This is a genomic window from Cohnella boryungensis (assembly GCF_042651945.1).
GTDB classification, from domain to species: domain Bacteria; phylum Bacillota; class Bacilli; order Paenibacillales; family Paenibacillaceae; genus Cohnella; species Cohnella boryungensis.
The window spans coordinates 413384-432007 of sequence record NZ_JBHSED010000040.1 but is presented as its reverse complement, the minus strand read 5'-3'; the positions used below and the strand labels follow the sequence as shown (position 1 = coordinate 432007).

Annotated in this window: 19 protein-coding genes and 1 riboswitch; of the genes, 1 reads left to right on the top strand and 18 read right to left on the bottom strand. The window is 56.9% G+C overall.

The genetic code is table 11. From position 1 onward, the window contains the following. Nucleotides 1-71: 71 nt before the first annotated feature. The 14 genes from ACFO1S_RS20815 to ACFO1S_RS20750 all read right to left on the bottom strand — a co-directional run bounded on the left by ACFO1S_RS20815 (nt 72) and on the right by ACFO1S_RS20750 (nt 15264). Nucleotides 72-902 carry an ABC transporter ATP-binding protein gene (locus ACFO1S_RS20815; RefSeq protein ID WP_204601458.1) on the bottom strand — a complete coding sequence of 277 codons (831 nt, stop codon included), beginning with the start codon at nt 900-902 and terminating at the stop codon, nt 72-74. After that, nucleotides 899-1684, bottom strand: a complete 786-nt coding sequence (locus ACFO1S_RS20810) for an ABC transporter permease (RefSeq protein ID WP_204601457.1) — start codon at nt 1682-1684, stop codon at nt 899-901. The genes ACFO1S_RS20815 and ACFO1S_RS20810 overlap by 4 nt, the downstream gene beginning before the upstream one ends. Further along, nucleotides 1674-1976, bottom strand: a complete 303-nt coding sequence (locus ACFO1S_RS20805) for a thiamine-binding protein (RefSeq protein ID WP_204601456.1) — start codon at nt 1974-1976, stop codon at nt 1674-1676. The genes ACFO1S_RS20810 and ACFO1S_RS20805 overlap by 11 nt, the downstream gene beginning before the upstream one ends. Nucleotides 1977-1997: 21 nt before the next feature. Beyond that, on the bottom strand, nt 1998-3077 hold the full coding sequence (locus ACFO1S_RS20800; RefSeq protein WP_204601455.1) for an ABC transporter substrate-binding protein: 1080 nt from the start codon (nt 3075-3077) through the stop codon (nt 1998-2000). A 112-nt stretch (nt 3078-3189) separates the two neighbouring features. Further along, nucleotides 3190-3304: riboswitch (TPP riboswitch) on the bottom strand. Nucleotides 3305-3361: 57 nt separating this feature from the next. Further along, nucleotides 3362-4846, bottom strand: coding sequence for a glycosyltransferase (locus tag ACFO1S_RS20795; RefSeq protein WP_204601454.1), 1485 nt, complete (start codon nt 4844-4846; stop codon nt 3362-3364). Nucleotides 4847-4861: 15 nt separating this feature from the next. Then, nucleotides 4862-5623 carry a class I SAM-dependent methyltransferase gene (locus ACFO1S_RS20790; RefSeq protein WP_204601453.1) on the bottom strand — a complete coding sequence of 254 codons (762 nt, stop codon included), beginning with the start codon at nt 5621-5623 and terminating at the stop codon, nt 4862-4864. Further along, nucleotides 5616-7862 (bottom strand): methyltransferase domain-containing protein, encoded by a 2247-nt coding sequence (locus ACFO1S_RS20785; protein WP_204601452.1) that lies wholly within the window; start codon nt 7860-7862, stop codon nt 5616-5618. The genes ACFO1S_RS20790 and ACFO1S_RS20785 overlap by 8 nt, the downstream gene beginning before the upstream one ends. Then, entirely contained in the window at nt 7859-8950 is a 1092-nt protein-coding gene (locus tag ACFO1S_RS20780; protein ID WP_204601451.1) for a glycosyltransferase, read from the bottom strand. Before ACFO1S_RS20780 ends, ACFO1S_RS20785 begins: the two co-directional genes overlap by 4 nt. 158 nt (nt 8951-9108) lie before the next feature. Beyond that, nucleotides 9109-9549, bottom strand: a complete 441-nt coding sequence (locus ACFO1S_RS20775) for a hypothetical protein (RefSeq protein WP_204601450.1) — start codon at nt 9547-9549, stop codon at nt 9109-9111. A gap of 172 nt (nt 9550-9721) precedes the next feature. Further along, complete coding sequence (locus tag ACFO1S_RS20770; protein ID WP_204601557.1) at nt 9722-9958, bottom strand: stage VI sporulation protein F; 237 nt, start codon at nt 9956-9958, stop codon at nt 9722-9724. 138 nt (nt 9959-10096) lie between these two features. Further along, nucleotides 10097-12229 (bottom strand): ATP-dependent DNA helicase RecG, encoded by a 2133-nt coding sequence (gene recG / locus ACFO1S_RS20765; RefSeq protein ID WP_204601449.1) that lies wholly within the window; start codon nt 12227-12229, stop codon nt 10097-10099. Next, a complete protein-coding gene (locus ACFO1S_RS20760; RefSeq protein WP_204601448.1) occupies nt 12180-13037 on the bottom strand; it encodes a DegV family protein in 858 nt (285 codons plus the stop codon). Before ACFO1S_RS20760 ends, recG begins: the two co-directional genes overlap by 50 nt. Nucleotides 13038-13068: 31 nt before the next feature. Then, nucleotides 13069-14880, bottom strand: a complete 1812-nt coding sequence (locus tag ACFO1S_RS20755; RefSeq protein WP_204601447.1) for a DAK2 domain-containing protein — start codon at nt 14878-14880, stop codon at nt 13069-13071. Nucleotides 14881-14904: 24 nt separating this feature from the next. Next, entirely contained in the window at nt 14905-15264 is a 360-nt protein-coding gene (locus tag ACFO1S_RS20750) for an Asp23/Gls24 family envelope stress response protein (protein ID WP_204601446.1), read from the bottom strand. A gap of 212 nt (nt 15265-15476) precedes the next feature. Between ACFO1S_RS20750 and rpmB the strand changes: the two genes are divergently transcribed. After that, the gene (gene rpmB / locus ACFO1S_RS20745; RefSeq protein ID WP_204601445.1) at nt 15477-15665 is read left to right on the top strand and encodes a 50S ribosomal protein L28; all 189 of its coding nucleotides are present in this window, start codon (nt 15477-15479) and stop codon (nt 15663-15665) included. A 100-nt stretch (nt 15666-15765) separates the two neighbouring features. Here the strand turns inward: rpmB and ACFO1S_RS20740 are convergent, their stop codons facing one another. The 4 genes from ACFO1S_RS20740 to ACFO1S_RS20725 all read right to left on the bottom strand — a co-directional run bounded on the left by ACFO1S_RS20740 (nt 15766) and on the right by ACFO1S_RS20725 (nt 18620). Continuing rightward, nucleotides 15766-16038, bottom strand: coding sequence for a phosphopantetheine-binding protein (locus ACFO1S_RS20740; protein WP_204601444.1), 273 nt, complete (start codon nt 16036-16038; stop codon nt 15766-15768). A gap of 21 nt (nt 16039-16059) precedes the next feature. After that, nucleotides 16060-16845: a helix-turn-helix transcriptional regulator gene (locus tag ACFO1S_RS20735; protein ID WP_204601443.1), complete on the bottom strand. Its 786-nt coding sequence runs from the start codon at nt 16843-16845 to the stop codon at nt 16060-16062. Nucleotides 16846-17046: 201 nt separating this feature from the next. Continuing rightward, on the bottom strand, nt 17047-17556 hold the full coding sequence (locus ACFO1S_RS20730) for an adenylyl-sulfate kinase (RefSeq protein ID WP_204601442.1): 510 nt from the start codon (nt 17554-17556) through the stop codon (nt 17047-17049). A gap of 35 nt (nt 17557-17591) precedes the next feature. Further along, nucleotides 17592-18620, bottom strand: a complete 1029-nt coding sequence (locus tag ACFO1S_RS20725; protein WP_204601441.1) for a hypothetical protein — start codon at nt 18618-18620, stop codon at nt 17592-17594. Nucleotides 18621-18624: the final 4 nt, after the last annotated feature.

The window sequence follows — 18624 nt, the reverse complement described above, 5'->3', positions numbered from 1 at the left end:
AAGAGCCGCCGATACGCGAAAACCCGCAGCCGCGACGGCTTGCGGGTTTTCTCATTGGTCTTGCCCAACCTTCAACGTGCATCGGAACCGCCGAATTGCAGTAGCCGCAGCACCTCCTGCTTCATCTCCACGAATTCGGGAGAAGTCCACACGTCGGGACGGCGCGGCCGCTCGAACGGCACCTTTATTTCCCGCAGTACGGTCGCCGGAGCCGCGGACAGGACGTAAATCCGGTCGGACAGCACCAGCGCCTCCTCGATGCTGTGCGTGACGAACAGCACCGAGCGCCGGTCCGACTCCCATAGCTCCAGCAGCCAGCGCTGCATATCGGATCTCGTCAGGGCGTCCAGCGCCGCGAACGGCTCATCCAGGCACATGACACTGCGTTTCATAAGCAATGCCCGCAAGAAGCTGACCCGCTGCTGCATGCCGCCTGACAGCACATGAGGATATTCGTTCGCCACGCTGCCTAGCCGAATGCGCTCCAGCCACTCCATAGCCTGCCTCTTCGCTTCCTTCTTTGGCGTTCCCGCCGAGACCAGCGCGAAAGAAATATTATCCGCCACCTTCAGCCAAGGAAACAGGGCCGCTTGCTGCGGCATGTAGCTGATTCGGCCGCTTTGTCCCGTCGTTTCCCGGCCGTCCATCAGCACCTGTCCGCGATCCGGCCGTTCCACGCCGCCAATCAGCCGGAACAGCGTAGATTTGCCGCTGCCCGAAGGCCCGATCAGCGAGACGAACTCTCCCGCCTCCACGGTCAGGGACACGTTGTTTAGTACAGGCACTCTTTCCTTGCCTCGCATATAAGCTTTGCTGATCTCGACAAGCTTCAGCGAGCTTCCGCTGCCGCCGACTCCTTCTGCGCCCCGATCGGCATTCTCCCGCTCGTCCGATGACTTCATGAGGAGGCCCCCTTCCAATTGTCCTCCGAACGCGGTCTCCATCTCATCACCAACCGCTCCAGCACGACAACGGCATAATAAAACATAAAGCTCAGGGCGACGATGCAGACGATGGAACCGAAGACGGCCGATTGCTCGAAGCCGTTGAACTTCAGCTTCAGGTAATAGCCAATTCCCTTATTCGCGCCAAGCCATTCCGCGACGATAGCGGACGATACGACATAGGTAGCCGCAATTCGCAGTCCCGAGAACAGGTAGGATAGCGCTGCAGGAAACTCCAGACGCTTCAGGCGCTCCCAGCGAGTCGCTCCGATCATGCCCAAATATTCGCGCAAGTGCGGTTCTCCTTGTCCGAGTCCAACCAGCACCGACAGCGCAACAGGGAAAAAGCATACAAGCACAAGCAGGATCATTTTCGGCGTCAGCCCGAACCCGAACCAGATCATGAGCAAGGGTCCCAGGGCGATCAACGGCACATTCTGCGACAAGACAAGCAACGGGGCGAAGGCTTCTCTGAGCAGCGGCACAAGGTGCAGCACAATGGCTACGACAATCCCGATGACCGTTCCCAGCGCCAGTCCGGCAAGAGCCAGACCGAACGTCGCCCGGGCATGCTCCCACAGTCCGCCTGAATCCTGATACATCTTGGCCGCAATATCCGACGGAGCCGGCAGCGTATAAATTTCGATTTCAAACAGCATGCAGACCGCTTGCCAGACGCCCGTCAGGACAAGCATCGTGGCTATCGGCAGCGCGATTCCCCGAATCCGCTTATTGCCCATCGGGGTACTTCTGCAGCAGACGGGCAATTGAAGCCTGAGCCTGCGCGTCGACAACCAGCTTAATCTGCGACATGACGGACGGACTGCCCCGTTCGATCATTGCGGCGTTCATCCGTTTGACGATATCGAGCAGTTCATCGAGCTCGCCCTCCATTGTCGTCTCCAGAGGCCCTACCCGATAAGGAACTCCGGATGCCTTGATGATAGAGATGGCTTCGTCCACGTAAGGAATAACCTCTTCCCCGGGATTGATTTTCGGCAAAATTTGTATGCTAAGCAGCGCCTGAGCCATGATCAGCTCTCCCTTCTCCGCTTATGATTGCGGCAGAAACTCGGTCGTGAACAATTCGTCGTAATTCAGGTCGGCTTTCATGAGCCCGTTTTCCTTCAGCCAATCGCCGTATCCGGACCATACTTCCCGCTTCTGCTCCCCCCAACGCGGAGCATCGTCTTGATATTTCGGGCTCAGCCATTGCTGGCTTGCCTTGACCAGCTCGGCGTTAAGCTCGGGAACCGCCTGGATCAGAATGTCCGCGGCAGCCTCCGGATTGTCGATGGCGAACCGATACCCTTCGGCGGCGCCTGCGAGAAATGCGCGAACCAGCTCAGGCTTGTCCTTGATCGTCTTCTCGTTGGTCATTAGCAGCGGCGTGTAGTAGTCCAGCTGTTTGCTGTAATCGGTCAGATAAATCATATTGACCGGTTCGTTGCGCAATTCCGCCTCGATGCCCGTCCATCCGTAGAAGATCCATTCGAAATCGATGCCTTTTTTCACCGCCGTGAAGAAATCCGCCGAGCCCGCATTGACGAAATTAACCTTGCTCACATCGGCATTCTGCACGTTCATGATCGACTCGATTACGGCCTGTTCCGCCGGGGAGCCCCAGCCGCCGTATGTTTTGCCTTCGAAATCCTTAGGCTCCTTCACATTTTTGTCCACCGGCGAAGCGAAGCCGGAAGTATTGTGCTGGATGATTGGTGCGATCGACACCAGCGGCAAGCCCTCTTCGCGAGCGAGAATCATGCTCTCCTGGGCGCCGACCCCGAATTCCGCCTTTCCATTGGCCACCAGCGCGCTGGCACCCGCTTCGGGCGGCAAAATCAGATTGACCTTAAGCCCGTGCTTCTCCCACAGCCCTTGCTCCTGCGCGACATAGAGCCCCGTATGGTTCGTATTCGGCGTCCAATCGAGCACCAGCGTAACTTCCTGAAGCTCTGCCGGATTTTCCGGCTGAGCGGAAGTTGACGGCTGGGCGCTGGAAGTCGCCGATGCCGTGGCCGCCGGACTTTCGGAGGCCTCCGAGCCCTTCTTGTCTCCGCAGCCTGCCAGCAGCAATACTGCCGCCAGCAAGGTCAATCCCAATCCTTTGCTTGTTTTACCCGTTGTTTTCATCTGTCTCTCCCTCTCCTCATCCTCTGGCGAACAGGCTTCTCAAGCATCAAAAAAAGCCCCCCGATTCCGGAGGGCGTCCAATTCGCAAATAAGGACAATTGCACGACGAACGAACGTCGTGTTCCCGCCTTCCTACGCTGGTATTAACCAGATCAGGTTATAAGGGTCTGCATCTTCTACAGGATGCACTCTCAGCCAGCCTTCATCCAGCTCCCCCGGGGCTTATTCGATTGTTCGAAACCCGCTACGCACATTCCCTATTATAGCAAACGAAGTCGAGTTGTCTATCCCCGATCCCGCAATGAAATGATTCTTCGAACTTCCGCCAAGTAGGTTTCGTAGTAAGGCTCCTGCTCGTAATGCTCGGTGAAGACCGCCTCGAAGCCCTCGTAATCGAATTCGAAGCCAACCTCCAGCATCATTTCCAATCGCGGCAGGACAAAGCGGTCCAGCACCACCTTCTTCTCCGCCGTATAGATCTGCTCAGACAATCCCCGGCCTACGAAATAGCGTAGAATTTCCAGGTAACCGCGGATCGCCGCATCTCCGTAATTGTAGCCTCTCGGCGCGTTGAACGCGTATCGAAACATCGACAGCTTAAGCAGCGAGAACCGGCTGTCCTCCTGCAGCAATGCGAGCAGCCAATAAATATGATTCAAGCTCGTGCCGATAAACCGATCCGGAGCGGGCAGGCGCAGAACCGCCTCGCGGTCAACGACGATGGAGGTAATGAAGCCGGAGGCAAGAGACAGCTCGCGAATAAGAGTGTCCATCCCTTCCAGCTGCTCGACCGTTCCGTCATTGCGCAGCACGTCGATGAATAGAAAACGGCTCCGGTGCGCAAGCAGCGCATAGAGAATCGGCTGAACCGAGCCGGGCACGAAATAATCGTCATCCCCGTGCAGCTTGGCGTATTTCCCGCGCGCAAACTTCAGTATCTCTAGATAATTGCGTTCACCCCCGATGTTCATCGGTTGCCTGATCGTTCGCAATTGAGGGTAGCTCGCAGCGTAACGCGACAACAGGGCCGCGGTCGCATCGTCGGAGGCATTGTCGGAGACGCAGACCTCGATCAGCCCGTTCAGGCTCGTCTGCGGGAGCAGCGTATCCAGACATTCCGCCAATTCGCGGCTCCGATTGAAGGTAGGGATGCAGATCGAAAGCAGCGGGCGCTCCCGCCGCCGCCGAAGCACATCCCTAACCTCCTCTTCCCCCTCTACCTTGAGCCAATCCTCCGCGACAGTGTCGAACATTTCCACGATTCGCGCCGGAACGCCTTCCACGACGCAATAATCCGGCACGTCCGCACGAATGACGCTCCCCGCGCCGACGACACAGCCTTTGCCGATCCGGATCGGGCCTTCCACGACCGCATGCGGCCCCAGATACGAGCCTTCGCCGATGACCAGCCGCTTGTCGCCATTCTCCCGAACGCCTTGCCGGGAGACGGGAAGTCCCGCCTTCCGGTACTCTGCCTCCGAATCCGCCAGGACGACATGGGGGCCGCACCAGACTGATCGCTCCAGCTCCACATGATGATGGGCTGTAACAATCAGCCCGACGTCCGCCTGCACCCCGTCCCCGATAATCAGCTTGGGGCGCACGCCGCTGATTTCCGATGTGACGATTAGCCGGTAGCCTGCGCTGATCATCGCCTCCTGCCCGATCGAGATTTCCTCTGCCCCGTGGATCAGACCGGAGGTCTCCATCCTCGCGCCTTCGCCCCAAGCGTAAAAGGCCGGGGCGTGCTGCCGATTCTCCGTATTCACCCTCGTTTCCCTCCCTTATACTCGGCAGTACGATATCCAGGGATCGAACGGAAACCGGATGAGCTCCGTTTCCCGAATCGGAAGCATCTCCAGCATCGCCGCCGTCTCTCCGGGGAAGGCGGCGCAGTTCAACTCGTCGAAACAGACAATCGCCCCCTTGGGCATCCGGGGCAGGAACAGCTCAAGCGCCTTGCGGGTAGGCTCATACAGATCGAAATCCAGATACAGCAGCGCGACGAGCAGATGCGGGCGGGCGTTCAGATAGGCTTCCGCCGTTAACATAAAATCGCCTTGGACGATTTCCGCGTTCGGAATGTGCGACAAGTGCCTCTCCGCCTCGTACTTGGCGATGGATTGACGAATCTGCTCCGCCGTATCCCCGCGCATGTCCCCGGCGGAGAAGGTACGCTGATCATCCTCGTCCTCCGCAGCCAGCTCGGGAAAGCCTGCGAACGTATCGAAGCCGATAATTTTCCGAGTGTGATTCGCCGGCTCGAAGATATTGGCGAACTGCGCCCAGGAGAAGAAGCCCGCGCCGTTAAACACGCCGCACTCTACGATGCTTCCGGTTACTTTCTGGACCTCGCGGTAAATTTCATACCGGGCCAAGAATCGGGCAACGCTCCGTTTCGTCGCGAACCTCGGAAAAGCCTCCAGCTTGTTGATCAGGGATGTCTGCGACGAGCGGAATGCGCGTTCCGCCAGCCGGTGGGCTTGCCGATCCCGCCCGGAATGATGGCGGTCGATGGCCGCCATCGGTCGCTTGCGGCTAGGCATCTGCGTTTGTCCTCCCTTTTTTCCGGCATATTGCAATGACGTAGGCCGGTCTGGCGCTCTTCACTCGGCTGAGCGACACCGGGCCGCAATGACGGACGGTCTCGGGATGAAGTCCGGCCATCGCCGTGTCGTTCCCGACCGCTTCGACGATGTCCGTCCAATCCGGCGCGACAATGCCTCTGGGGCCGACGAACGTTTGGCCGTAGATCGCTTCTATATCATATAGAACGGACAGCTCTCCGATGAATTCGCCGAGGCTGTACTCGAAGCTATGATACGGATTACGAACCGGCTGGTCGAATTGTCTGTCCGGATTGGTCACCTCCCGATTCGGCGTGGAGATGATCAGACGGCCGCCGAGACGCAGCACGCGCGCCGCCTCATTCAGCCAGGCCGATCCGCTGGTTACATGCTCGATCGTCTCGAAGGAGACGACAACATCGAACGATTCCTTCGCGAAGGCAAGCTTGAGCGCGTCTCCGACCTGGAAGCTCACCCCCTCCCCTCCATAGTCGCGGTCGGCCAGACGAATCGTCTCCGGCTCGATATCGACGCCCGTAACGCTGGCTGCCCCTGCGTCCTTGATCATACGCGCGCCGTATCCCGCTCCGCAGGCCGCATCGAGCACATCCTTGCCTGCGCAATGGAGGCGAGCAAGCCGATAGCGGTATATATGCTCTGCCAGCACATCGGGATGAGAGCCCGAGACTGCCGAGTTCAGGATGAGTCTTTCGCCTGTAAAAGCAACATCCTCCTGCGCTTTGGGCAAGGAGCTCATCCTTTGCTCTGCCATCGCCTGTGACGAAGACGGGGACGGGGACGAAGGCTTGGGCGGATTTCCCTTCGCTTGGCCGTGTTTCTGCGCTCCGCCCGAAGCGTTGCTCCGGAGACTCTCCGGGAGCTCTCCGCCTTTCCTCTTAACGGCGCTGACGATATAGTAGATCACCGCAAGCTCTTCTTTGCCGGCTTCGCCTGCCAGCATGCCGAGCGCGTCGAGCTCCGGCTTCGCGACCGTATCGGAGGGAATCCGTTCGATCTCGATGTCGGAGAAGCCCGCTTGACGAAACCGTTGCAGAATTTCCTGCTTCGAGAGCAGCGCCTCCTGCGGAACCCGATTGATCGGCTTCAAATACGCTTTGACATATTCGACATAATGCCGATTGGGGGCGCTCGTCGCTACGATACCGCCATTACGCAGCCAGCCGTGAATTTTTTTGAGTAAGCTTATAGGCGCAGGATTGGATAAGATATCGTTTAACACGATGACGTCAAAGCCGGTCGTTCCCGAAGGCACGGCCACCTCCTCCCCGCCGCTCCATACCTTCTCCGCGACCAGCGCGGCAACTCGCGCGGCCGAGCTCCCGCTCTCATAGCCGAACAGCCGCACGTCTTTGCAGCGGTTGCGCAGCTCCAGCAGCGTCGCCCCGCAGCCGCAGCCGATCTCCAGCACGCTCATGCCCGGCTTGATGAAGTGCAGCGGCCGGAGCAGATCGTCCCTCGCATTGACGGAAATATGCGGGTGGAAGCCCCATTTTCCGATGAACCTCTTCTCATTCTGAAGCATCGCCTTGCGATACGCGTCCTTGGCGTTCTTGAAGGAAGCATGACCTTCGTGGTGTATGAACGTATCCCTGCAAAGCAGCAGCTTGTAACCGGCTAACCGGGCGCTCATGCACCAATCGTCGTCCTCGTAGTTGCCCACGCCGTATCCTTCGTCCAGAGGTCCCGCCGCCTCCCAGGCCGCGCGTTTGATCAGCAGGCAGAAGCCGATGAGCTTCGCCCTTTCCTCCCAGCGCTCCGGTGCGGTCGCGTTGAAGGCGTCCGCGAAGCTTTGCATCTCCTCCATCGTGCGATACGAGGTTTCGACCGTCTGGCCGTAGCCCGCAAAATTGGTCAGCGGACCGACCGCCCCCACCCGTTCATCGCTGTCCAGCGCGAGCGTCAACTGCTCCAGCCAGCGGGGCGTAACGACCGTATCGTTATTAAGCAGCAGCAGCTTGTCGCCCTTCGCTTGAAGCGCGCCGATGTTGCAGGCGGCCGGAAAGCCCAGATTTTTCTGCTGCCCCAGCAGGATAATGTCCGGCTGCGCCCGCAGCCATTCTACCGTCCCGTCCGCAGAGGCGTTATCGACAACGATCAGCTCGTAGGCGGAAGCCGGAGTATGCTTGCGAATGCTGGCAACGGCACGCTTGGTCATCGCCAGCTGGTTGTAGGTCACCATAAGGATGCTGACGGTCATTCCAGCCCCGCCTCCATTCCCAGCGCGGCTTCGATTTTGGATTTGTTTTGCAGCAGGTTGATATCCTCCGGCAGGTAAGCCAGCGCTTTCTCATTATGCTCGTGGGCCAATTCAAGCTCTCCGGTCAAACCGTAGCAGATGCATAGCTGAAAATGGGGAAGCCAGGTCCAGCAGATGAGATTCAGCACGCCAAAATGGTGATCCGGCGGCCGCTCCTGCGTTAAAGCGAGCTTAAACCAATAGATCGCCTTGACGAAATCCTCCCGCTCGACGAAGCATTGGCCGATGGAGCAGCAGAAATCTGCGCGCGGAACGTCGTAGGCCATCGACTGAAGCAGCGAACTCAGCTTCAGGTCCGGCAGGCCTAACTGGTGATAGCAGGCCGACAGTCTTGCGCACGCTGTCAAATTATCCTCGAAATAGTCGGCCGAGCTGTCGAGAAACCGTCTGTATTGCTCCGCCGCTTCGGCGAACCTTCCCGCATCGGAGAGCTCGTTGGCATAGTAAAACACGTCTCGCCCCGTTACTTCTCCGTCTCTCTCCGCCATCTGCTCCAGAATGCGCAGATTTCTCCCCGTATTCTCGTGCACCCGGCCATGCGAAACGGCGATATCCGTTAAATAATAGTTGCCTTCCACCAGCAAATATTCATGAACGGGATTGTGCCAGCGATACTGCCTGCTTCTTTTCACGATGCGGTTTCTGCGGGACATGGCAATCGGATTGTCATAGCCGTCGAACGCCAAATGGTACTCCATGACAACCGAATCCACGTCATCCTCCAAGGTTTGCTTTAACGCCTTAAGCTTCTGGCGATCCTTCTCCTTGATGTAATCGTCCGCATCCAGCCACATAATATAGTCCTGCGTGGCCAATGAGAAAGAATAGTTGCGCGCATTCGCAAAATGATCGGTCCACTCCAAATCATAGATCCGATCCGTATATCCCGCGGCGATCTCCTTCGTCCTATCCTCGGAGCCGGTATCCACGATTACGATCTCATCGACCAGATCGCGAACCGAATCCAGGCAACGAGCGAGCACTTCCTCTTCGTTGCGCACAATCATGCACAGACTGATCGTCGTCACGCTTATCCTCCCTCTGCAATCGACCTCTGTCCCAGTTTATGACGAGACTTGCCGCTCCGCTTGGACAGTTGCTGCGAGAACAATCCCGAATAGAGGCTGCCGCGCATGCAAAACAGCCGGCAACAAACTGCCGGCTTCTTGCATAAAGCGTAGTGCGGTCAGTCCGGAGCGCTTTGAGATGCGATACCCCAGAACACTTCCGGTCCCGTTCTTTCTCCCGTGAACAACAATCCTAGCAAGCTGCCGCCGGATATAAACGAGGAATAGATCGTTTCCGCAGAGGCTGGCGCGAGCAGATCCTGCGCCGTGAACGTGTAGGTTTCCGAAAATGCGGATACGCGGACGCCTTGTACGGTGGTATAGATGACGTTGGCAGGATTGAAAACTGTCGTGCCGCGACAGATTTGAATGGCGAACGTGCTGCCCACTCCCAGGGCGCTGACACCGACCATCCCTGTCAGCGTTATAACCTTGTTCACGACATTGTTCGTTTGTAAGCCGATGACTCCGAAGAGCGCTGGAGTGGCCGAGACGGCTACACCCGGCGAGCCGGTAGAGCCGGAGTTCATCGAGCTGCGAAGATCCAAAAATTCACCCATGCTGATTCCCTCCTTCATTGTGAAGTTGGTATAGTGTATGTCCTTTGCTTCATAATGTTTGGACAGACCTCACGGGGGTAGCCGTGCATTTTCATGAAGGGAACGCTTGGGGATGCCGCGGCAGAAAGAGACTGCCGCCCGACGAATCGGACGGCAGTCTCCCGGTATGACGCTATTTGAACATCGTATACAGCTTGATCAGATGCAGCATGTTGTTGGGGTCGATCTTCTGGGCGATGATAAAATTCACGAGCTGATCCTCCTGCGTCTCCGTCAACGGTTCGTTCAGAATCTTGGCGAACGTCTTCGCCCACCTGCGAACCTTGACGCGATCCTGCAGATCATACTTCGTCACGCCGTCCAGAAGCCCTTTAATCCGCTCCTTCACGGCGGGATTTTTCATCTTCATTTTGACGCGTTCGACGAATTCCGCCTTGATGCCGTATTTCTGCCAGCTTGAACTCACTTCGGGTCACGCTCCTTCCGGCTGCCGCCTCGGTACATCATATGCCGGCGGCAGAGCGCGGATGACAATAGACCCTGCGGGTTAATCAAGCGGCTCCTCCCGAAGCCGAGCCTCCCGCGCCAGATAGTCTCTTAACGGTGCATAGGTTGGCGACGACCAGAAAGCCTCCTTCGACGTTAAAGCCGCCGCGTCGTCTCTCGCTTGCTCCAGCACCTCGAAGTCGTTCAGCAGATTGGCCAGTCTGAACTCCGGCATGCCGCTTTGCTTCGTTCCGAAAAACTCGCCCGGTCCTCTTATCTCCAGATCTCTCCGGGAAATCTCGAAGCCGTCGTCCGTCTCGGTCATCGCCCTCATTCTTTCCTGACCATTCTCCGACTTGGGATCGGCGATCAATATGCAATAGGATTGATGCTCGCCCCGTCCGACCCGTCCCCGAAGCTGGTGCAGCTGGGAGAGACCGAATCGATCCGCGTCCATTACGATCATGAGCGTCGCATTCGGAACGTCCACGCCTACCTCGATCACCGTTGTAGAGACGAGCACGTTCGTGCGGCCTGAGGCGAACGCCGCCATCGTCTCCTCTTTTTCCGCCGCGCTCATTCGACCGTGCAGCAGACCGATCGCCAGTTGAGGCAGCGCTAGAGACAATTGAATGTGCAGATCGATCGCATTCTGCACATCCAGCTTTTCCGACTCCTCAATCAGCGGACAGATGAAGAACGTCTGGCGGCCCAGCTCCGCCTCCTTGCGAATAAACCCAAGCACCCGATCCATCATCTCGTGCTTGACCGAATAAGTCTTGATCGACTTGCGGCCCTTCGGGCGTTCGCGAATCGTGGATACCTCCATATCCCCGAACACGGTGATCGCCAGCGTGCGAGGAATCGGCGTTGCGGTCATCGACAGGACGTCCGGATTCATTCCTTTGCGTCGGAGGATGCTGCGCTGGTTTACGCCGAAGCGATGCTGTTCGTCCGTGACGACAAGCCCAAGACTGCGGAAGAATACGTCCTCCTGAATCAGCGCATGCGTGCCGACGACGATATCGAGCAGCCCCATCTGCAGCGAAGCGATCAGGTCGCGCCTTTTGCGATCCGTCAAGCTGCCCGTCAGCAAACCGATTTGAATGCCAAGCGGCTCGAACAGCTTGCCCAGCGAACGGGCATGCTGCTCGGCCAAAATCTCCGTAGGCACCATCAGCGCTCCTTGATGTCCCGCCCGCACCGTCGCATACAGGGCGACGGCGGCCACGACGGTCTTGCCGGCGCCTACGTCTCCCTGCAGCAGGCGATTCATCACGAAGGGCTGCTTCATATCGTGCAGAATCTCGTTAATCACCTGCTTCTGCGAGTCGGTCAACGCGAACGGCAGCTGCCCGACGAAGGCGCGTATCTCTTCATTGTTGACCTTGTGCACGAGACCGTCCGCCTTCTTCATATGCGTAGCCCGGTAGGCCTGCAGCGTGAGCTGGAACAGGAACAGCTCCTCGTACACCATCCTGCGCCTGGCTTCCTGCCCGTTCTTCGTGTTGTCCGGATTGTGGATGCCCGAGATCGCTTCCGCGCGCGCGATAAGCGCGTGCTGCTCCAACAGCTCCGGAGGCAGAATCTCGGGGATGTGCGCGCCGAATTGAGACAACGCCTTGGCGATCAGCTTCCGCATTGCGGCCTGGGTAATATTGCCGCCTACCGAATAGACCGGCTGCAGCGTTCCGCTCTTCGCCGCACCCCGGTCGGGGAACTCCGAATCGGCTACCGTCAGATGCTTGCGCCGCTGATCCCATTTCCCCGTCAGCGTAATTTCCCGTCCGACAACGAGTTGCTCCTTCAGGAACGCCCGATTGAACCATACGGCCGTGACGAGCGTTTGATCCACCGTCACCCGGCAGATCAGGCGCGTCTTGCCTCCGTACCTCTGCATGGCAGGGGGCGCGGCAATCGTTCCCTGAATCGTAATTCGCTCTCCGTCCTTCACGTCGCGCAGCTCGCGAACCCGATAATCCTCATAGCGGAACGGATAATATTCGATTAGGTGGCCCACCGTGGAAATGCCCAAGGCGTGGAGCTCCCCCGCTTTCTGGGGGCCCACGCCTTGAAGTTTCGTCAGAGGCACCTGGAACAGATGATTAGACATGAGACCAACCTCTTTAGATGTGCTTTGCCTGTTACTCTTGAATCGGGAATACGAATACTCCGATCGTTCCGGGACCGGCATGGGTGCCGATGACCGGACCGATCTCCGACTCCTCGTAGCTTTGTACGTTCAGCTTGTTTTTCAATAGCGCGATCAATTCCGCCGAGCCTTCCGTGTGTCCTGGCGTCAGAGCGATAATCAAGCCCACCGGCGTGTCCCGCAAGTCGCTCTCCAGCACTTCGGCGATCCGCGCCATCGCCCGTTTCTGCCCTCTTACCTTATCGAACGGGAACACAAAGCCCTCGTTGTCGATCGACAAGATCGGCTTGATGTTCAGCAGGGAGCCGAGCACGGCCGAGGCTTTGCCGATCCGCCCGCCCTTCTGCAGGTATTCCAGCGTATCCACGAGAAAGTAAAGACGCAGCTGCGATCGCATCCGCCCGATCTCGGCGATAATCTGCTCCTTGCTTGCGCCGGCTTGCGCCATCTCGGCCGCCTTCACGACGATGCTCCCGCATCCGTAAGAAGCCGACTTCGAATCGATTACCGTCACGTCGGCTCCCTCGTCCAGCATGGACTGAGCAATGGTAGCCGACTGGTACGTCCCGCTCATTGCGCCGGAAAGCTGGATCGAGATGACCGAATGCCCTTGATCGGTTAATTTTTTGTATACCTCGTAGAAGTCATTGGGAGAAGGCTGCGAAGTCGTAGTCAGCTTGCCGAAGGCGATCAGCTTCTCGTAAAATTGCGCGGGCTGAAGCGTGATGTTGTCCAGGAAGCTTTCTTCGCCGAAGTTGACCTTCAGCGGCACCATCTCGATGCCAAGCTTCTTTCTTGTATCGAGCGGAATATCCGCCGTACTATCCGTGACCAGAACAACCGATGCCATGGGCTTGTCTCCTCCATCACCTCATATATTATTAAGGCTCTACAGCGAACAAATAAGGATACAAAGGTTGTCCGCCTTCATGAACCTCGACTTCCGCATCAGGGTACTGTTCCGCCAGCCAGCGCTCCAGCGCCTCGCTCTGCTCGGCATCCGCGCCCTCTCCGGTAAGAACGGTCAGGATTTCGCCGCCCGTCGTCATCAGCTCGCTCAAGAGCGCTTGGCTGGCTTCAAGCAGCCCCGGATCGGACACGACAATCGTCTTGTCCTTGATTCCGATATAATGGCCTTGCTTAATCTGAACGCCATCCATCTCGGTATCGCGAACCGCGTTCGTCACCATTCCCGTGACGACGCGCTCGAAGGCTTTGGTCATTCGTTCCAGATTCGCCGCTTCCGAATCGTTCTCCTGGAAGGCCAGCATCGCCGCCATCCCTTGCGGCAGCGTGCGGGTAGGCAGCACGGTGACCGGCCTTTCGGCAAGCTCGGCGGCTTGCTTCGCCGCCATAATGATATTCGGGTTGTTAGGAAGCACGATAATATGATGAGCAGATAAGGACGTAATCGCTCCAAGCAAATCTTCCGTGCTCGGATTCATGCTCTGACCGCCCGACAGCACGATATCGACGCCAAGACTGGCAAACAGCTCCGCGTTGCCCTCGCCGACGCTTACGGCCACCACGCCGTAAGAGGCCATTTCATAGACGTCCGGATTCGGCTCGCTTTCGGGCGAGGCGGTCACCGCAGGCAGATCGACCACGCCGGGCAAGGAATAATCGACGACAGGAGCGCTCGTCTCCGGCATCCCAGACTCCGGCGATGACAGCGCACGGGCATCGTCTTTCTGCTCCAGCAGTTCTCTATGCTGCTCCTGCATATTGAGAATATGAATATGGGTGATTTCGCCATGAGTCAACGCCAGGTTCAGCACGTCTCCGGGCCGCCTCGAATGGACATGCACCTTGACGATCGACTCGTCCTCAATGAGGATGATCGAGTCCCCGTCGCGTTCCAGCGCTTGCCGGAACGCCGCCTCCGGGAACGGCGCGGAAACGTGATGACGTTGAATGAAAAACTCCATATCATACGGAAATGTAATGCTCTCGGTCGCAATCCGGGATTGGGCGGACGATGAAGCGATTGCGGTCGGGCGGGCGGAGGCGTTTACTTCCGCAGGCGAAGAAACCGCGCGGGCGGAGGCTTCAGGACCGCTCGACTCCATCAAGTCTCCATTATTCAAATACAGGTAGAAGCCTTCATAGATGTAGACAAGACCTTGTCCGCCGGAATCGACGACTCCGACTTGCTTCAGTACAGGCAGCATATCCGGCGTGCGCGACAGAGTTTCGCGAGCCTTGTTCAGCACCTCGTTCATCAGTTCCTTCAGGTCCGACGTGCGTCGGGACACTGCAAGCCCGTGCCGCGCCGCCTCCCTGGCCACGGTAAGAATCGTGCCTTCCACCGGTTTGACCACCGCCTTGTAAGCGGTATCAACTCCCTGTTGGAGAGCATTGGCGAACAACGGCACCGTTAGCTCGCGCTGTCCGGCAATGGCGCGCGAGAATCCCCGGAACAGCTGGGACAGGATAACGCCGGAATTGCCCCTCGCCCCCATCAGAAGCCCCTTGGATAACACTTCCGCCGCTTTTCCGACTTCCTCCGAAGGCTTATTTTTCAATTCGGCTACGCCGGCCGACATCGTTAAATTCATGTTCGTGCCCGTATCGCCGTCCGGTACGGGAAACACATTCAGGCCATTGACCCGCTCCTCGTGGAGGGACAACATTTTCGCGCCTTGGAGGACCATGGCCGTCCATTCACTTCCGTTCAAGAAGCGCTTGCTCAATGACAAATTCCCCTTCCCTATTAGCTACTTTAAAACCCGCACTCCCTGAACATTAACGTTCACCTGATCGACCTTCAGGCCGACGACTTCTTCAAGCACGTATTTGACTTTAGATTGAATGTTATGGGCAACTTCGGAAATCTTGGTTCCGTAACTTACCACGACATAGAGGTCAAGGTGGACCTGTTCGCCTTCGTGACGGACTTCGATTCCCCGGGACAAGTTCTCTCGCCCAAGCAACTCAGCGATTCCGTCCTTCAGCCCTTTGCGGGATGCCATTCCGACCAGTCCGTAACAGTCCAGCGCCGCCGAACCGGCGATCATCGCGATGACCTGATCCGCCACATCTATCTTTCCGTTCTCCGAAGCAAGCTGCAGAGGCATGGAAAATCACTCCTTTATGCCTTTATTATGGGCCATACTTCATTGTACTATAAAAAAACGGGAGAATGAAGCCGTTCTCTCCCGTTTTAAGCTCAAATCTCGGGATTATCATCCAAAAGCCGCGAAAATGCGCATTTTCATTGCATGGAAGATCGGGCTTGTGATATTATAGTGAAGTATTTGTATGGACGTGGCAGGGAGGTGTATTTTTAATGGCTCGTAAATGTTATGTCACAGGGAAACAGCCAGGTTCCGGCAACAACAAGTCTCACGCGAACAACACTACCCGCCGTACTTGGGGGGTTAACGTGCAAAAAGTGCGCATTCTGGTGAACGGCAAGCCGAAGCGCGTATACGTAAGCGCTAAAGCTCTGAAGTCCGGAGCGGTAACGCGCGTGTAACAACGTAATGAAAACAAAGAAGAGAGGCTGCCTCCTAAGATCCCTTAGTCGGCAACCTCTTTTTTGTGCTTGAATAGATCGCTCCTTAATGAGTCGCTTGTCAATGCGCGCCATGAGCCGCGGAAAGCTTGAGCGCCACCGTATCCGCGATGAGCCGAACCGTCGCGAAGTTTTCGAACCGCAGCTCCCTCCCCTCGAAGATCAGATCGAACGCATCCTCCAGCTCGGCCAGAAGCTGGATGACCGTAAGCGAGCTCAATCCGACCGTTTCCAGCTCCAAATCCGCGGTTAGCGGGTCTCGCAGCCCCAGAATGTGCCGCAGCTTCTCCTTCACCGTTGCCGTCACGCTATCCATATCCAAACGTCCAAGCAAATCAATTCCCCCCTGACTTGGTTAAATAGCCGTTCCCTCGCTCATTTCGTTTATGCGGTTTTTATGCGGAGTCGTTCCGTAGTATTTCTTGTAGACGGCGCCGAATTGCGAGCTAGTCACATACCCGAGGCTTCGCGCAATCTCCTTGATCGGAGTATGCGGGTCCGCGACCAGACGCTTCGCGATTTGCATCCGAATCCGCTGCAGATGCTGCATGGGGCCCATCTTGAACACTTTGGCGTACATATTGCTTAGATAGACCGGGTGACAGCCGATCAAATCGGATAAGTATTGCAGGCACAGCGGTTGATGGTAGTTTTTGCGAATATATCTGTTCACGATAAGCAGCCGGGGGTCAATCGGACCGTGCAGGTTCGACGGCATTCCGTTCCCAGTCCGCTCCGTCTCCGTTACCGCCAAGCACACCTCGTCGAACAGCTTTTCTACCTCCTCGATATCCCGCTTCCGGTATATCGGATAATTAACGATCTGGCGAATTAGAATGAACTCCGGCTTGCCTCTGTCAAGTATGACGCGGGCGGATCTCGGACCTTCGGGCCTCTTCTCTCCGCCGTCAAAGGCCATAAAGCGGAAATAACCGACCTCGGGGCCCGGATTCGCGATTTCGGGTCCCTCTGCAAGGATGAGCGCCCCCGGGCGGATTTCGTAGGATTGCCCCGACTGGATTAGGGTCAGCTCCGAGAGCGCTTCGATGACAAGCACTTTGTTCTCCATATAAGAGAAGTTGATCTTGCTGTTAGCTGCAAGCATCTGTTGAGGCACATAGGAGTAAAAGCGATATTTCATGATTTTCCCTCCCCTGCGGTTTGCTCGAATGAACGGCTGCGGATGAACCTGCTGCAGATCCGAATGCGTCTCAATGTAGCCGTTTACATTTGAGTCGTGATTTGATTTTAAAATTAAACAAGCTCCTACACAACCTGCAAAGTATAGGAGTTACTCGATTAACTCAAGATTTGGAATTGCACGATCCGCTCAGCGTCCAACTCACAGCGTCACAATGCGCGCGGCTATCTCTTCAGGACTGCTCGTTCCGTCGTTGTCGACGATCAAATCCGGACTTCGAGGCAGCTCGCAAGCAAGATCGATGCCCCACACATGACCCCTTTCCTCCCGCTCGTCCCCGGCGTACAATCCCTTCTGATTACGGGCGGACAGCACCTCCATCGGAACGCGCACATAGATCTCCCGGTATTGCCGCAGGTTGGCCCTGTTCCAGTCGTGACATTCGTGGAACAGCGAGATTGTCGCGCAGACGACGTCTAGGCCTTGCTCCGCCAGCATTTTGCATAGCCGCGAATTTCGGGATGCGCTCCGCTTGCGGTCTTCCGGGGCGTATCCCAGATCGTGACCGAACACCTCCCGCAGCACATCCCCGTCGAGGAAGACGACATTGCTTTTCACGGACTTGAGCCGAGCATAGACTTGCGAGCCGATGGTCGTCTTTCCGGCTCCCGCCAATCCTGTAATCCAATAGACCGTGCCATCCGCCGTCATTGCCTGGTTCCCTCCCGTTCATCGCTTGTCCTCGGCTAGCCCAGCTTTTTCCGCAATCGCTCCAGCAGCTCCCGTTCCGCTTCGCACTCTCGCAACGAGGCGTCCACATTCGCAAAATAGGAATGCAGGTCCGGTTTGTTGTCCCTCATGTAGTACTGAAGGATTTTCGCCCGAATGCCGCCCCATAGCCGATACAGATCGTCAAAGCCGCTGGCCAGTTGCTCCCCGTCCCCGGAATCCAGCAGCCCTGCAGCCCGGAGATCGCGAATCAGCATTCTGTTCCTGTCCGGATAGAAAACAAGCGTTGAGACCCGATTGAACACATTGGTCGATACGTCGGTTACGCCGGCGATCGATTCGAAGAAATGCTCGCGGAAACGCCGGATTCCGCCGACTCCTTTGTAATAGACGAAATGATCGTCGCTTGCCTCTTCATCCGTAAGCTGGGCGTCGATGTTGGCTTTAAGAAGCTCTAACGGCGCTTCGAATTCGGCCTCGGAGGCGCTGACCGCAAGCGCGAATCGTTCCTCCGGCTCAATCGAGCGATAGGCAATGAGAAAATCGTTGTAGGAGATTTCGTAGCGCTCGAAGCGGCCGACCTGAATATAGTCCTCGATCAGCAGCAGCTTTTGCGCCTCGTCGTCGTAGCCGTAAATAAAAGAAGGATGAATTAGACGCTGGGTCATGTAATCGTAGCAGCCCGGGTAATAATAACGATTGACCCTCACGAAGCAATACCGTCCGTCTCGCAGCAGTTCTTTTACCGTGCCGATGATGTCCGTATCCGGCGTAATCGCGATTTCTTCGCTGTCGAGATAGCGCTGCAGAAGCGCTTCCGATATGCCCTTGCGAATATGGGGCAAGTAGGCGCCGGCTCCACGGTAGCCAGTATACTCCTCGTCCGTCAACTTGCCGGCAGCGGGTAAGGGCATCTCGAAACGGGAACTGACATAACCGATCAATTGCTCGTATTTGGCATTGCGCGTCATTAGAATCGCAATAAGATTGTTCAGATAACAATCGAGCCAGTTGCGATTATAGGGAGTAATCTCCAGCTTCACCAAGCTC

Bases quoted from the DNA above. Each gene is read 5' to 3' on its own strand.
- ACFO1S_RS20815 (WP_204601458.1), bottom strand. From the start codon at position 902: ATGAAGTCATCGGACGAGCGGGAGAATGCCGATCGGGGCGCAGAAGGA.
- ACFO1S_RS20810 (WP_204601457.1), bottom strand. From the start codon at position 1,684: ATGGGCAATAAGCGGATTCGGGGAATCGCGCTGCCGATAGCCACGATG.
- ACFO1S_RS20805 (WP_204601456.1), bottom strand. From the start codon at position 1,976: ATGGCTCAGGCGCTGCTTAGCATACAAATTTTGCCGAAAATCAATCCC.
- ACFO1S_RS20800 (WP_204601455.1), bottom strand. From the start codon at position 3,077: ATGAAAACAACGGGTAAAACAAGCAAAGGATTGGGATTGACCTTGCTG.
- ACFO1S_RS20790 (WP_204601453.1), bottom strand. From the start codon at position 5,623: ATGCCTAGCCGCAAGCGACCGATGGCGGCCATCGACCGCCATCATTCC.
- ACFO1S_RS20785 (WP_204601452.1), bottom strand. From the start codon at position 7,862: ATGACCGTCAGCATCCTTATGGTGACCTACAACCAGCTGGCGATGACC.
- ACFO1S_RS20775 (WP_204601450.1), bottom strand. From the start codon at position 9,549: ATGGGTGAATTTTTGGATCTTCGCAGCTCGATGAACTCCGGCTCTACC.
- ACFO1S_RS20770 (WP_204601557.1), bottom strand. From the start codon at position 9,958: ATGAAGATGAAAAATCCCGCCGTGAAGGAGCGGATTAAAGGGCTTCTG.
- recG (WP_204601449.1), bottom strand. From the start codon at position 12,229: ATGCCGGTCCCGGAACGATCGGAGTATTCGTATTCCCGATTCAAGAGT.
- ACFO1S_RS20760 (WP_204601448.1), bottom strand. From the start codon at position 13,037: ATGGCATCGGTTGTTCTGGTCACGGATAGTACGGCGGATATTCCGCTC.
- ACFO1S_RS20750 (WP_204601446.1), bottom strand. From the start codon at position 15,264: ATGCCTCTGCAGCTTGCTTCGGAGAACGGAAAGATAGATGTGGCGGAT.
- rpmB (WP_204601445.1), top strand. From the start codon at position 15,477: ATGGCTCGTAAATGTTATGTCACAGGGAAACAGCCAGGTTCCGGCAAC.
- ACFO1S_RS20735 (WP_204601443.1), bottom strand. From the start codon at position 16,845: ATGAAATATCGCTTTTACTCCTATGTGCCTCAACAGATGCTTGCAGCT.
- ACFO1S_RS20730 (WP_204601442.1), bottom strand. From the start codon at position 17,556: ATGACGGCGGATGGCACGGTCTATTGGATTACAGGATTGGCGGGAGCC.